The organism is Amycolatopsis rubida (genome assembly GCF_900115345.1).
Classification (GTDB): Bacteria; Actinomycetota; Actinomycetes; order Mycobacteriales; family Pseudonocardiaceae; genus Amycolatopsis; species Amycolatopsis rubida.
This window is the reverse complement of the sequence record NZ_FOWC01000007.1, coordinates 24,001-36,960: the sequence shown is the minus strand read 5'-3', so window position 1 is coordinate 36,960 and position 12,960 is coordinate 24,001. Positions and strand designations below refer to the sequence as shown.

Sequence of the window (12,960 nt, the reverse complement as noted above, 5' to 3'; positions counted from 1 at the left end):
CGCTTGCCCACCGTGAACACACAATATATTATCTATTCGTCTGTAGGGAATCTAGCAGTCGGGAGAATCGTGGAAGCGGCAGGCGTACGGGTACCTCACACCGACGACGTCTTCATCGGCGGCGAATGGAGAACGGCGACGGGAGACGAGCACACCGTCGTGTCTCCTTCGGACGCGAAGCCGGTCGGCACGGCACGGCAGGCTTCCGCGGAGGACGCGGCCGCGGCGGTCGACGCCGCGTTCTCCGCCCGTGGCGCGTGGGCCGCCACTCCCCTGGCCGACCGGGTCGCGGCGTGCGCCCGCTGGCTGGACAACGTCGATCGGCGGGCGGCCGATCTGGACGTGGCATGGGCCGTCGAGGCGGGAATGCCGGTGCGGCACGGCAGGGCGCTGCACCGGTTCGGCACTCTCGCCTCGTGGCGATCGGCGCTCGACGGCGCCGAGGAGATGCTGCGGGAACGACGCCGGTCCTCGGAACTCGGCGACGTCCTCCTGCGCCGGGAGCCGGCCGGTGTCGTGGCGGCGATGCTGCCCTACAACGGTCCGGTGGTGACGGTGGCGTCCAAGGTCGTTCCAGCGTTGCTCGCCGGGTGCCCGGTGATCGTCAAGGCGGCGCCGGAATCCCTGGTGACGATGGCTTTGGTGGCGGAATGCGCCCGGCAGGCCGGTTTTCCCGCCGGAGCGGTGAACTTCGTGTCGGGACCGGTCTCCGTCGGGCAGGCGCTGACCCGGGACTCCCGGGTGGAGCTGGTTTCGCTGACCGGCGGGCACACGGCGGCGCAAGACGTCCTCGCGGTCACGCGCGGCCGGTACGCGCGCACTCAACTGGAGCTGGGCGGAAAGTCACCGGCGGTGATCCTGGACGACGCGCCCCTGGACAAGGTGCTGCGCGCGCTCGTGCCCGGCGCCACCAACGGGGCGGGCCAGGTGTGCGCGCTGCTGTCCCGGATCCTGGTTTCCGAACGTCGGCACGACGAGGTCGTCGAGCGGCTGAAGTCCGCTTGGGAACGCCTCGTCGTCGGTGATCCGCTCAATCGGGCGACGCACGTCGGCCCGCTGATCAACGAGGCGGCGCTGCGCCGCACCGAAGATTTCGTCGCCCGGGCGCGTCGTGACGGCGCCCGGCTCGTCACCGGCGGCGGACGGCCCGCCGGGCTGGAGACCGGATGGTTCCACCGGCCCACGATCTTCACCGAGGTCGCCGAGAACGCCGAACTGGTGCGGCGCGAGGTGTTCGGGCCGGTGACCGCGGTGCAGGTGTACCGCGACATCGACGACGCCGTCCGGCTGGCCAACGCCACCGATTTCGGGCTGTCAGGTGCGGTGTACACCGCCGATGTCGAGGCAGGGATCGAGATCGCGGGCCGGATTCGCGCCGGGGCGGTGGCGGTCAACTCCTTCGGTCCGGCGATGAGCGCTCCCTTCGGCGGAGTCGGGGCCTCGGGCTGGGGTCGCGAGTCCGGGCCCGAAGGGATTCTCGGGTTCACCGAGCTCAAGCAGATCCTCGTCGGTGCCGCATGAGGGCGGGGCCGTTGGCGGGGCTGAAGGTCGTCGAACTCGCCGGGATCGGGCCGGGGCCGTGGTGCGGCATGCTGCTCAGCGATCTCGGCGCCGAAGTGCTGCGGGTGGACCGGCCGGCCGCCGTCGGCACGATGCGCACCGATCTCGGCGCCGCCAACGGACGGCAACCGGCCTTCGTCAACGACCGGGGGCGGCGCTCGATCGCGGTCGACCTCAAGCACCCCGAAGGCGTAGATGTGGTGCTGCGACTGGTCGAACAGGCCGACGTCCTCATCGAGGGCAATCGTCCGGGAGTCGCCGAACGGCTCGGGGTAGGCCCGCAGGACTGCTTCGCACGCAACCCCAGCCTGGTCTACGGGCGGGCCACCGGCTGGGGCCAGGACGGTCCCCTGAGCCAGACCGCCGGACACGACCTCAACTACCTCGCGACGTCCGGTCTGCTCGCGACGATGGGACCCGCGGGCGGACCGCCGGCGATCCCGCTCAACCTGCTCGGCGACTACGCCGGTGGCGGGCTGATGCTCGCCATGGGCCTGGTGGCCGCCCTGTGGGAAGCCCGCGACGGCGGCCCCGGCCAGGTCGTGGACGCGTCGATGCTGGACGGAATCGCCCTGCTCGGCGGCGTCTTCTACGGACAGCGCCAAGCCGGGATGCTCACGCCCGAGCGAGGCAGCAACACCCTCGACGGCGGGGCGCCGTTCTACACCGTCTACGAGACCTCCGACCACGGCTGGATGGCTGTCGCCGCGATCGAGGCCAAGTTCTTCGCGGAACTGCTCGCGGTGCTCGAACTGGCGCCGGAACTCACCGCGCGGCAATGGAACCGCGCCGAGTGGCCGTCGCTGCACGCGACGATCGCCGCGGTCTTCCGCAGTCGTTCGCGGACCGACTGGGAAGCCCGGTTCGACGGCCGGGAAGCGTGCACGACACCGGTCCTCGACCTCGACGAGGCACTGCGTCACGAACACGCGGCGGCCAGGAAGAGCTTCGTTCCGGTCGACGGCGTGCTGCAGCCCGCCCCTGCGCCACGGTTCAGCCGAACCCCGGGCGCCGTCCAAGGCCCGGCGGTGCCCGCCGGAGCCGACACCGGCACCGCATTGCGCGACTGGGGCCTCACCGCGGAAGAGGTGGCCGCTTTGCGCGCCTCCGGAGCGATCGTTTAGCCGTCCGACGCGAGACACGGGAGTCATCGATGGGGATGAGCCTCAACTACGTCACCGATTCGATCGCCGGCCAGCTGCCGCCGATCGACCCCGGCCGCCCGGCTGTCGTCCTGGGCGGCGAGCCCGCGGTGTCCTGGACGGAACTCCGGGCGAGGGAACTGCGCTACGCCCGTGCCTTGCAACGAGCGGGGGTGCGGAAAGGCGACCGGATCGGGCTCCTGCTGCGCAACTGCGTCGACTACATCGCGCTGTACCTCGCGATCGGGCGCGTAGGCGGCATCGCCGTTCGCCTCAACTGGCGGCTGACCGGCCCCGAACTCGAGTTCGCTTTGAGCGATTCGAGCGCGAGCCTGCTGTTGTTCGACGCCGAGTTCGCGCCGGTCATCGAGAGCATCCGCGACGGCATCGCGGTCACCGTCTATGTTTCGCGCCCCTCGACCGGCGCTGGCCCGGATTGGGCCACTCCCCTGCCGGTGTTCGCCGCCCAGGAGTCCGACGCCTCCGGTTTCCCCGAACTGAACGTCGACGACCCCGTATCGCTGATGTACTCGTCCGGTACGACGGGACGGCCGAAAGGCGTGCTGTTCTCCCACGGCAACGCGTTGTGGATCGGGTCCGTCCAGGCGCAACGGTGGCGCATCGACGAGCGCACCGTCGCCCAGACCAGCGGACCGCTCTTCCACGCGGGCGGCTTCGAAGTGCTGCTGCTGCCCGCGCTGCTCGCACACGGCACGGCAGTCACCTTCCCCTCCGGCAACTTCACCTGCGAACGGTTCCTCGAAGTCGCCCGCCACAACGGCACGACGTCCATGCTCCTCTACCCGTTCATGCTCGCCGACCTGCTGCACATGGACGCGGTCGAAACTCTCGTCCCCGCCGCACTGCGCCGGATCGTCACCGGCGGCGACGTCGTCATGCCGTGGATCTACGACGAGATGGAACGACGGCTCCCCGGTGTCGAACTGGTGCAGTCCTACAGCCTCACCGAAGGCGGCGCGGTGAGCACCAGCCTGGAATTCGCGATGGCGCGCGGCCGCGAAAGCAGCATCGGCCGCCCGCAGGCAATGACCGAGGTGAAGGTGATCAGGCCGGACGGAACACCCACCGGCAGCGGGGAAGTCGGCGAGATCTGCGTCCGCAGCGGCGGGGTGAGCATCGGGTACTGGAATCTTCCGGATGCCACCGAGGCGACCTTCGTCGACGGGTGGTGTCACACCGGCGATCTGGGCAGCGTCGACGAAGACGGCTTCCTGACGATCGCCGGGCGGGCCAAGGACATGTACCGCAGCGGCGGCGAGAATGTCTATCCGGCCGAAGTCGAGATGGTCCTGACCGGCCACCGCGATGTCGCCGACGCCGCGGTGATCGGCGTCCCCGACCCCCGGTACGTCGAGACCGGCGCGGCGATCGTCGTACCCGCCGAAGGCCGCCCGGCCGACGCCGAGCAACTACGCCGGTGGCTGGCGGAACGACTGGCCAAATACAAGGTTCCCCAGCACTTCCACTTCGTGGGCGACCTGCCGCGCAACGCCAGCGGAAAGGTGCTCAAGAGCGTTCTCCGCACAACCTATGGAGGCAAGCGAAATGACTGAAGCCGCGCTGCTCGAGAAGGCGGGCTCTGCCCTTCGGATCACCGAGATCACGCTGGCCGACCCCGGCCCGGGAGAGGTCGTCGTCGAAGTACGCGCCACCGGCGTGTGCCAATCCGACGTCGGCGTCTTCACCGGAAAGCTCCCCGCGCCGGTACCGCTGGTCCTCGGCCACGAAGGCGCGGGCGTGGTCGTCGAGGTCGGCGCCGGCGTCGAGGACCTGAAGACCGGTGATCACGTAGTGCTGTCCTGGCTGGCCAGCTGCGGCAGCTGTTTCTATTGCCAGCGAGCCGAACAGCACCTGTGCGGCCGTCCCCGGACCATGCTCGGCGCGCACACCATGGTCGACGGAAGCACCCGGATGAGCCTGAACGGCGCCCCCGTCCGCCAGTTCTGCGGGTTGGGCAGCTTCTCGCAACGGACCGTCGTGCCCGCCGGAGCCGCGATCAAGATTCCCGACGACATCCCGATCGCCTCCGCTGCCCTGCTCGGCTGCGGGGTCCTCACCGGATTCGGCGCCGCTGTCCACACCGGCGACGTACGCGTGGGCGACACCGTCGCGGTCATCGGCTGTGGCGGTGTCGGACTCAATGCCGTGCAAGGAGCCCGAATCGCCGGAGCCACCACCATCATCGCGGTCGACGTGCACGCTGACCGCCTGGCACTGGCCTCCGAACTCGGCGCCACCCACACCCTGACCGCGGGCCCCGACGTCGTCAAGCAGGTGCAAGCACGCACCGGACGTCGCGGCGCGGACGTCGTGATCGAGGTGGCCGGACGACACGAAACCGTGCAGCAGGCGATCGCCATGGCACGCCGCGGCGGCACGACGGTCCTGGTCGGCGCCGGACCAGGCGTCGGCATCGACGAGGTCTTCGGCAACGTCGTCATGGCGGGCAAGACGGTGAAGGGCTGTCTGTACGGATCAGCGCACGTCAAACGCGACATCCCGCGTCTGGTCGAGCTGTACCGGAGCGGTGCCCTGCACCTCGACCAGCTGGTCACCGAAACCTTCGCCTTCACCGACATCGCCAAAGCCGTCGACTACTGCGCCGCGGAACAAGGCGCCCGCGCCGTCGTCGTCGCCTGAACAGCCCGAAGGAGACCTCCGTGTCCGGCACCGTCAAGCACCTCTGGGCACTCGACGCCCCCACCATCGCCACCGACTGCGGCCTGTTCCAGCTCGGCACCGGCGGCACCCAGCTCGCGGTACCGATCCCGGCGTTCCTGATCGAGCACGACCTGGGCCTGCTCATGTTCGACTCCGGACTCGACAGCACCGCCGCCGGTGACCCCGCCCGCGCTTACGGCCCCCTCGCCGAAGCCTTCGACATCCGATTCCCCGAGGACCATCGGCTGGACACCCAACTGGAGTCGATCGGCTTCACCGCCAAGGACGTCCGGCAGATCGTCATCTCGCACTTGCACTTCGACCACACCGGCGGCCTCGACCTGTTCCCCGGCGCGCAAGGCTTCGTCGGAGCCGACGAACTGCGCTACGCCCGCACGCCGCGCGCACTCGACGCCGCCATGTTCCGAGAGCACGACCTCGACGCGGCGAGCCGGATCGACTGGCTCGAACTCCCCCGCGGCTACGACCACGACGTCTTCGGCGACGGCAGCGTGACGATCCTGTCCCTGCCCGGCCACACCCCCGGCACGCTCGGACTGCAAGTGCGGTTGCCCGACGGCAAGCAGCTGGTCCTGAGCAGCGACGCCGCCCATCTGCGCAGCAACATCGACCAGATCACCGGCATGCCGCTGGACGTCTCCAACCTCGACAAGGAAAATGGCCTGCGCAAGCTGAAACTGCTCGCCAGCAGGCCGGACACGACGGTCTGGGTCAACCACGACCCCGACGACTGGACCCGCAACCGGCCCCACGGACGCCAGGTCGCCTGACCAGCCCCACCGGCCGGATCCGCCACCCAATACGGCGGCCCAGCAACGGTTTCGTCATTCGCTTGCCTGGCCCGCGGCAATTCCACCAGCCCATCCGTCACCGCGGCTGGCGACGCACGTCCCAAGCGGCGCACGCGAGGTGAGGGCCACCCTGCGAGTCCGAACTCCTGCGCGGTTCTCTCTGCTTCCCAGGACAGCACGAGCCAATGGCGGAACCTGAGATTTGATCGAATACCAGCCAGGGAGCCGGGCGTGGGCCGAGGATGACCTCGTTACTGTTCCGCACCCGTCCCAGCAGTCCGTTATGGACGTCACCACAGGGAAACGCGGCTGCTCAGCGGCGTTGTCGCAGTCTGATTTCAGCCCGATCAGACACCAAATGCGGAGCATCGGTGGGTTTCCGTGCACGAAGCTGGGGTATGCGACGCTGCGGATTGTGTGCCGCGTTCCGTACGCCGGGGAAGCGGTGAGTGCACCGGCTCGCCGAGTACGACCGGGACCGGGGGATCTCGTACTGGACGAAGAACTACCGGACCGGGATCGAGCGCGAGGGTCCAGACGCTGCCTGAGGCCGGGCAGAAGTGGCGGGCCGGCCAGAAGGAGCGCTGGCTCTGATCCGGCTGCGACGAATGCGCTCAGTGCGCGGGGTTTCTCAGTAGCGAGGGCTGCGTCGGTGGGCGAACGGGGCCCGCTCGCTGTCCGTGAGGAGAACTCTGAGAGGGCGTTGGGGAAGTGGGGTTTTCGGTTTGCGGTGCGGGTGAGTCGTCGGGGCATGGTCATGATCATGGCGATGTGGATCATGTTGTCGTGGTGTTGGGGAAGGGGTTTCGTAGTCGCGGGCGCAGCGGCGGTGTTTGCCGATCCAGCCGAGTGTTCGTTCGACGGCCCGTCTGCGGGGCAGGAGGACGAATCCGGTGGTCGTGTCGGTGGCGATGTGCCGTTTGCGTCCTCTGGTTTTCTTGCCCGCGTCGCAGCCCGCGCTGGCGGCGGTCCGGTCGCGCAGGGCGTCGTGGATTCCGCGCCAGGCGCCGGCGCGGACCCAGCGGCGGAACACGCCGTCCAGCACGACCCGGCGCGGGAGGCAACGGTGCCAGCAGTGCCCATTGCGCATCGGTCATCGACGAGGACGGGTACCCGGGACACGGCGGCGCGGCACGACGAGCAGGAACAGGCAGGCGACAATCACACACGAGCTTCTGGCAGGCGGACTGGCGTAGACAACCACCGGGCAACACGCCCGCGACGACCCCGCATCCGTGACCAGCCGACACCGTGTCAAAACGCCCTCTGAGAGAGTCAGAATTCTCCTCACGGACGTTCGCAGCACCTGCCAGGGCCGCCTGCTCGACAGCGCGGAACTGTCGGTGCCGCGTGCGAAGCTGGTGACATGGAAGTGCACTTCGACGCCGAACTGTGGATCTGGGACGCGCGGCGGACCGAGACCTGGACTTTCGTCAGCCTGCCCGGCGACATCTCGGACGAAATCCGCGAACTGGGCGGGCCGCGCCGGGGGTTCGGATCTTTGCGCGTGCAGGTCCGGGTCGGTGCCACGATCTGGCGGACGTCGATCTTCCCGGACAGCACACGCGGCTACGTGCTGCCGGTCAAACGCGCGGTACGGAAAGCCGAGAACCTCGATCCCGGCGACATCGCCCGGGTGACCGTGACGGTTCTCGATCTCTGATCTCCCCGAAGCCGGTTTGACCGCGTTCGCACCGCGGTGCGGAAAGCCGCCCATTGCACAGGTTCCTCCGGCGGACCGCGTCTCTCGGCACACGCGCTCGTTACCGGGTAAACCGCAGCGCAGCGGCTGCGCGACGGCCTCGGTTCGCGCCCTTGCCTGACGAACACGGACCTGCCCCTGAACGACGATGCGCCGGCTCAGTTGCCCCACGCGGGGCTGTCGTTAGGCGGATAGGGAGAACTCGAGGCACCCTTCACCCAGTCGTCCACGTCCTGTCTGTCCCAGGCGAGCAGGATCTCGGCGTTGCGGACGCAGAGGCCGTAGTCGAGAGTGCCGAAAAGGCGGCTGACCGTCAGGTGCTGGTTGAGCTGCTGGTATCCCTTGCCTGTCCGGTACTCCATCTGGACCGTGGTCTGGAGCCGCCCGAGGCGCAGGTCTCCGTTCACCACGGTCAGGACTCCCTGGTGCACGTTGCTGTTCTTCTCCCGCAGCCCCCTGTTCTCGACCGCCAGCTGGCCGATCTTCTTGATGGAGTTGACGATGCCGGTGAGCGTGTCCGGGGTGACCAGTCCTCCGACCAGCTCGGTCACTGCCGAAATGGCCGGCGACAAGGAAAGCGACGAGATGGACACGCTGCGGCTGTCTCCGGTGATGCCGGTGAGGAACGGCATGGTGGTGAACTGGTTTCCGAAGACGATCCACCGCACGAGATCGAATACCGTGGACGACTCGTCGAAGCGAGCGGAGTCCGCGGTCTTGCGCATGATGGTGGCAGCGACCGACTGCCACGAGCCGAAGGGAGCCAGCGGTCCCAGGTCCGGCAGACCGCTGTTGTCCCCGCCGCAGGCGTTGCCGATCCCTGCCTCCTCGTCGGGGTCGCTGCTGCCGGAGCCCAGCACGTCCGGCCCGCCCTCCGCCCACATGGCGATCTCGAACGCTTCCCGCCGCGACTGCTCCTCACTCGGAGTGCACACAGCCGGCTCACGACGCCCGCGCGGCGTACCGCTCGCGCGAATCGCAGATCAACTGCTCGATGTCGTGCACTGTCCGCACCTGAGGGATCGCCTCGAAGCCCAGGTTGACCCGGAAGCCCAGCTCGACGGCGCCCACCAGGCTGAGAAGCTTCACGGAGTCGACCCCGGGCAGCTCTCCCACCATCGTGGTGTCGTCGAGCTCCGCACCGCCGGGTTCCAGCTTCTCGCGGATCAGGGAGTACAGCTGCTCTCGCTCTCGGGGGGTCAGCCGGGTGTCCATGGTTGCTCCTCTCAAGGGGTGTGGACTGTGTTCAGCTCGTCGGGGAAGGCGCTCCGCGGTGGAGAACTCCCCGGAGATAGTGCTGCCGCGTCTTGCTCCGCCGGACCTTGCCGCTGGACGTCTTGGGCAGTTCCCCTGGCGCCACGAGAAGGACCTCGGCCACGGGCAGGGACAGCTTCGTCTGAATGCGACTGCGGACCCGCCTCGCCACCGCGGCGGCGTCGCCGCTGCGGAGTTCGGCGACGATCACGACCTCCTCGGTCGCCCGGCCGGGCCGGGTGAAGGCCACGACGTTGCCCTTGCGCAAGCCGGGCACCTCGGCCGCGGTCCACTCCACCGTCTGGGGATCGTGATTGCGCCCGTTGACGATGAGCAGGTCCTTCTTCCGGCCCGTCACGTAGAGGACGCCGTCCGCCAGGTAGCCGCAATCCCCCGTGCGCAGGCCGCGAGGCGTGAAGCTCCGCCGGGTCGCCTCGGCGTCGCCGTGATACCCCGCCGCCACGCTCGGCCCCTGGAAGACCACCTCGCCGATGTGCCGCTCCGGGAGCGGATTCCCGTCGTCGTCCACGACGAGGACGCGGTGGCCCGCGACGGGACGCCCGCAGGGCACGAACGCCACCTGCTCCTCGGCGGCTGCCGAGGCGGGCCGCGCGAGGCCGCGCGTGTGGTAGGGCTCCTTCTGGATGACGTCCGGTTCCAGCGGAACTCCGATCTCGCCGAACGAGATCGCGAGCGTCGCCTCCGCCATGCCGTAACACGGCACCACCGTCCCCGGTCGCAGTCCTGCCGCCGCGAAGTGCGTCGCGAAGGACCGCAGCGTCTCGGGATGGTTGGGTTCGGCGCCGCAGCCCACCACTCTCAGGCAGGACAGATCCAGCCGCCGCACCTCGTCGGCCGGAGTGTGCTTGACCGCCAGCGCCAGGCCGAAGTTGGGCGCGAAGGTCACGGTCGCGCGGTGGCGGCTCACCGTTTCCAGCCAGAGCCTCGGCGAGAGCGCGAAGCGCAGCGTCGGCAGGAAGGTCACCGGGCAGCGTGCCAGCAGCGGTGCCAGCACGAAACCGACCAGCCCCATGTCGTGGTACATCGGCAACCAGCTCACGCCCCGGTCTCGTCCGCGTTCGAGGCGAAGGGCGCCGATGATGGCCGCGCAGTTGGCGAGCACGCTGGCGTGCGTGACGCGTACTCCTTTGGGCGCCGCCGTGCTGCCCGAGGTGAACTGCAAGAACATCACGTCCTCGGGGAGGATCTCCTCGGGCTGGGGCGCATTGCCCGGCAAGGGTTCGGCGAAGAACTCCTCTGGATCGAGGACCTGCATCCCGTCCACAGCGTGCCGGAGCGGGTTCAGCAGACCCGCCAGGTTCCGGGGCATCAGGAGTGCGCGTGCTCCCGCCGCGCGGAGGATGTGCACGGCGTCCTCGCAGTACGCCTCGAACTTGCCGAGGCCCATCGGCGGGCTCATCGGGACCGGGACGACACCGGCCGAGACCGCGCCCAGGAAGGCGAGGACGAACTCCTGCTGCCCGGGGACGACGAGCGCGACCCGGTCTCCCTTGCGCAGGCCGCTCCGGAGCAGCTGCCGCCCCCGGCGCAGAGCCTCCCGCGACAGCTCGGACCAGCTCACGAAATGCTCGTGCCCGTCCTCTTGGACGAAGGTGCAACCTCCGTCCGGATGGCCGAGGTTCTCGGCGAGGATCTCGGCGAAGGTCGAGGCCGTCGCTCGCTCGCGAGGCGGCGATTGCGGAAAGACCATGGGACCTGCCTGGGGTCAAGGGCTCCCGGGGCAGCGGCCCCGGGAGCCCGCGGAACACGGGAAGAACCGGCTCAGTGCTTCCAGGCGGGGCTCTCGTTGGGCGGCTTCGGGGCGCTGGCCGTGTCTTTCTCCCAGTCGTCCACGTCCTGGCCGTCCCACTTGAGCAGCGTGTCGGCGTGGCGCTTGCACTTCTCGAAGTCGAGCACGCCATAGCCGCGGTAGACGTAAATAGACTGATTCAGCTGCTCGTACCCCTTGCCTGATTTGTACTCCATCTCCACCGCGGTCCGGACCGCTCCGAGGTAAAGCGAGCTTTGATGCCGCGACAGGACCCCGACCTGCTGGTTGGAGTTCTTCTGTTTTCTCCCCTCGTTCTCGAGCGCGAGCTGGCCGATCTTCTGGATGGTGGTCACGATGCCTTGGAAGTTCTCCGGCGTCATGATGTTCTCGACCAGGTCCGACACCGCGTCGACCGCCTTTTTCAACGAGGTCTTGCTGATGGACGCGTCGCGGTTGTCGAAGGTGTAGGTCAGGAAGAACGGAATCGTGGAGAATTTCTGCAGGAAAATATTCCAGGCGACCGGGTCGAATGCCTCGCTCCCCGGGTTGAAGCCGCTGAGGGTCACCGCCCGGTGCACGATGGTGCTGCCGACCGACTCCCACGAACCGAACGTCGACAGCGGCCCCAGGCCGGGCAGCAAACTGTTGTCCCCCGCCGCCTTGTTGCCCACCCCCTGGGCGTTGCTGTCCGGGTCGAAGTCCTCAAGCGCGGACCTCGCCGCGGCCTCCAGTTCGGGGAACGACGTCTGCCACAGCGCGATCTCCAGGGACTCCCGGCTCAGATGGGACTGGCTGATCTCGGTCATGACTGCTCCTTGTCCACGGGTGAAAAGGGTTCGACTGCTCGCGGCGCGAAATCGCGGAAAACTCAGAGGAGAATATTCCACCAGGCGGCGTGCGCGGGTCGGCGAACGGGCGAGAATCCAGCGCAATAAACGTGATGCCAACAACCGAATCCGCGCGACCCGCGGCCGCAAACGCAGGCGCAGTGGCCTATTCCATGACAACACCTCTCAGCGATTTTCGATCCGCCCACGCCTCAGCGCCGCGATTGAACATGCTCCTCTCCCGAGAGAGGACAGGGAAAGACCATTGCCACGAATGCCATTAAGTGCATCCGTCCGAGTGCCCGCCGACTACCGGGCATCGCGTCGCCCGGCTTCCCCCGCGCCGGCCGGGATTCACCGGATCGAGCCCTTCGCGGGCCGCTCCCCGGCGACATCGCTCAGCGAAGAACTCCTCGACCGCGCGCGATGGGGACCCGGACGCACCCGGGTAATTCACTCGGGTGCGAAATGCATATTCCGGCAGGCTCCCCGAATTGGAGCAGAGCCTGCTCCAACCGAGTGGCGCGCCGCGGGCTCTCGCGAAGGGATATCCGCGCCGAACCCCGTCGCGCGGTTACCGGAAACTCGGCGGCACCGGCCGCGGACATTGTTCTGTCCCGGCCCGGCGGCGGCTCTCCGCCAGGTGCGCCCGCCGAGCTGAATCCGCTCGACCCGCTTCTCGTCGTCCAGAACCCGGAAAGTAGCCCGCTGCTTCCCGCTCAGCTGTTTGCCGTTCAGGTCGCCGGCTTCCCCGGCCTTCTTCGGATGCCGCTTATTATGGTGGATGAAGTTCTGGAAATCGCCGGACTTCTTCTGCCCGGCCGCGGTCCGGGGCTGGTTTCCGAACCGCATGTCCTGTTTGCCGAACGTCCCCTTGCCGTCGTTGAGCCCGACCGGGTCGGCGCTGAGGTAGCGGTGGTAGTTGCAGTGCAGGCCGGGGAACCGCGGCGGGGTGACGTCGTTGTCGCGGCCGGCTTCCGCGCCCCGGACGGTGCGCGGCCCGCCGCGGGCGACAGAGCCGTCCAGGCTCGCGTGTAACGGCGGCCCACCACCCGCTGCGAGGTGCTCGCGTCTCTTCCGCCAGCCGTGACCCGTCCCAGGTGAAGCCGGCCTGTTCGAGGACCTCGCTGCGGCCAACGGATTGCGCATGATCCCGGCGAACTCCACCGGCATCCGGCAACCGTCCGCCCGGACACCGCGCCGCCCCGGT

The 12,960-nt window shown here is 68.6% G+C and carries 11 protein-coding genes and 2 pseudogenes; 7 read left to right on the top strand and 6 right to left on the bottom strand.

Translation table 11 applies throughout. From position 1 onward, the window contains the following. The first annotated feature begins 69 nt into the window (after positions 1–69). The 6 genes and pseudogenes from BM362_RS25405 to BM362_RS46400 all read left to right on the top strand — a co-directional run. Entirely contained in the window at positions 70–1,521 is a 1,452-nt protein-coding gene (locus BM362_RS25405; RefSeq protein WP_167545427.1) for an aldehyde dehydrogenase family protein, read from the top strand. Further along, a complete protein-coding gene (locus BM362_RS25400; protein ID WP_093574821.1) occupies positions 1,518–2,684 on the top strand; it encodes a CaiB/BaiF CoA transferase family protein in 1,167 nt (388 codons plus the stop codon). The genes BM362_RS25405 and BM362_RS25400 overlap by 4 nt, the downstream gene beginning before the upstream one ends. Positions 2,685–2,713: 29 nt before the next feature. Next, a complete protein-coding gene (locus BM362_RS25395; RefSeq protein ID WP_093574820.1) occupies positions 2,714–4,276 on the top strand; it encodes a class I adenylate-forming enzyme family protein in 1,563 nt (520 codons plus the stop codon). Continuing rightward, positions 4,269–5,363, top strand: coding sequence for a Zn-dependent alcohol dehydrogenase (locus tag BM362_RS25390; protein WP_167545426.1), 1,095 nt, complete (start codon positions 4,269–4,271; stop codon positions 5,361–5,363). The genes BM362_RS25395 and BM362_RS25390 overlap by 8 nt, the downstream gene beginning before the upstream one ends. 20 nt (positions 5,364–5,383) lie before the next feature. Then, complete coding sequence (locus BM362_RS25385) at positions 5,384–6,175, top strand: N-acyl homoserine lactonase family protein (protein ID WP_093574818.1); 792 nt, start codon at positions 5,384–5,386, stop codon at positions 6,173–6,175. Between the two features lie 415 nt (positions 6,176–6,590). Continuing rightward, positions 6,591–6,738: pseudogene (locus BM362_RS46400) on the top strand (lysine 2,3-aminomutase); the annotation flags it as partial. 181 nt (positions 6,739–6,919) lie between these two features. Here the strand turns inward: BM362_RS46400 and BM362_RS50685 are convergent. Then, positions 6,920–7,293: pseudogene (locus BM362_RS50685) on the bottom strand (hypothetical protein); the annotation flags it as partial. A 269-nt stretch (positions 7,294–7,562) separates the two neighbouring features. Between BM362_RS50685 and BM362_RS25380 the strand changes: the two are divergent. Further along, entirely contained in the window at positions 7,563–7,859 is a 297-nt protein-coding gene (locus BM362_RS25380) for a DUF1905 domain-containing protein (RefSeq protein WP_093574817.1), read from the top strand. A 197-nt stretch (positions 7,860–8,056) separates the two neighbouring features. Here BM362_RS25380 and BM362_RS25375 read toward each other — a convergent pair whose 3' ends face one another. From BM362_RS25375 to BM362_RS25355, 5 genes are all read right to left on the bottom strand, one after another. Then, positions 8,057–8,833, bottom strand: coding sequence for a hypothetical protein (locus BM362_RS25375; RefSeq protein WP_067585277.1), 777 nt, complete (start codon positions 8,831–8,833; stop codon positions 8,057–8,059). 7 nt (positions 8,834–8,840) lie between these two features. After that, a complete protein-coding gene (locus BM362_RS25370) occupies positions 8,841–9,113 on the bottom strand; it encodes an acyl carrier protein (RefSeq protein WP_093574816.1) in 273 nt (90 codons plus the stop codon). A 31-nt stretch (positions 9,114–9,144) separates the two neighbouring features. Continuing rightward, positions 9,145–10,863 (bottom strand): fatty acyl-AMP ligase, encoded by a 1,719-nt coding sequence (locus BM362_RS25365; RefSeq protein ID WP_093574815.1) that lies wholly within the window; start codon positions 10,861–10,863, stop codon positions 9,145–9,147. A gap of 71 nt (positions 10,864–10,934) precedes the next feature. Beyond that, the gene (locus BM362_RS25360; protein ID WP_067585287.1) at positions 10,935–11,729 is read right to left on the bottom strand and encodes a hypothetical protein; all 795 of its coding nucleotides are present in this window, start codon (positions 11,727–11,729) and stop codon (positions 10,935–10,937) included. 474 nt (positions 11,730–12,203) lie between these two features. Further along, on the bottom strand, positions 12,204–12,923 hold the full coding sequence (locus BM362_RS25355) for a hypothetical protein (protein WP_093574814.1): 720 nt from the start codon (positions 12,921–12,923) through the stop codon (positions 12,204–12,206). Between the last annotated feature and the right edge of the window lie 37 nt (positions 12,924–12,960).

Excerpts from the sequence above, each read along its gene's own strand:
- BM362_RS25360 (WP_067585287.1), bottom strand. The coding sequence starts at position 11,729 with ATGACCGAGATCAGCCAGTCCCATCTGAGCCGGGAGTCCCTGGAGATC.
- BM362_RS25355 (WP_093574814.1), bottom strand. The coding sequence starts at position 12,923 with ATGCCGGTGGAGTTCGCCGGGATCATGCGCAATCCGTTGGCCGCAGCG.
- BM362_RS25395 (WP_093574820.1), top strand. The coding sequence starts at position 2,714 with ATGGGGATGAGCCTCAACTACGTCACCGATTCGATCGCCGGCCAGCTG.
- BM362_RS25380 (WP_093574817.1), top strand. The coding sequence starts at position 7,563 with ATGGAAGTGCACTTCGACGCCGAACTGTGGATCTGGGACGCGCGGCGG.
- BM362_RS25365 (WP_093574815.1), bottom strand. The coding sequence starts at position 10,863 with ATGGTCTTTCCGCAATCGCCGCCTCGCGAGCGAGCGACGGCCTCGACC.
- BM362_RS25370 (WP_093574816.1), bottom strand. The coding sequence starts at position 9,113 with ATGGACACCCGGCTGACCCCCCGAGAGCGAGAGCAGCTGTACTCCCTG.
- BM362_RS25390 (WP_167545426.1), top strand. The coding sequence starts at position 4,269 with ATGACTGAAGCCGCGCTGCTCGAGAAGGCGGGCTCTGCCCTTCGGATC.
- BM362_RS25400 (WP_093574821.1), top strand. The coding sequence starts at position 1,518 with ATGAGGGCGGGGCCGTTGGCGGGGCTGAAGGTCGTCGAACTCGCCGGG.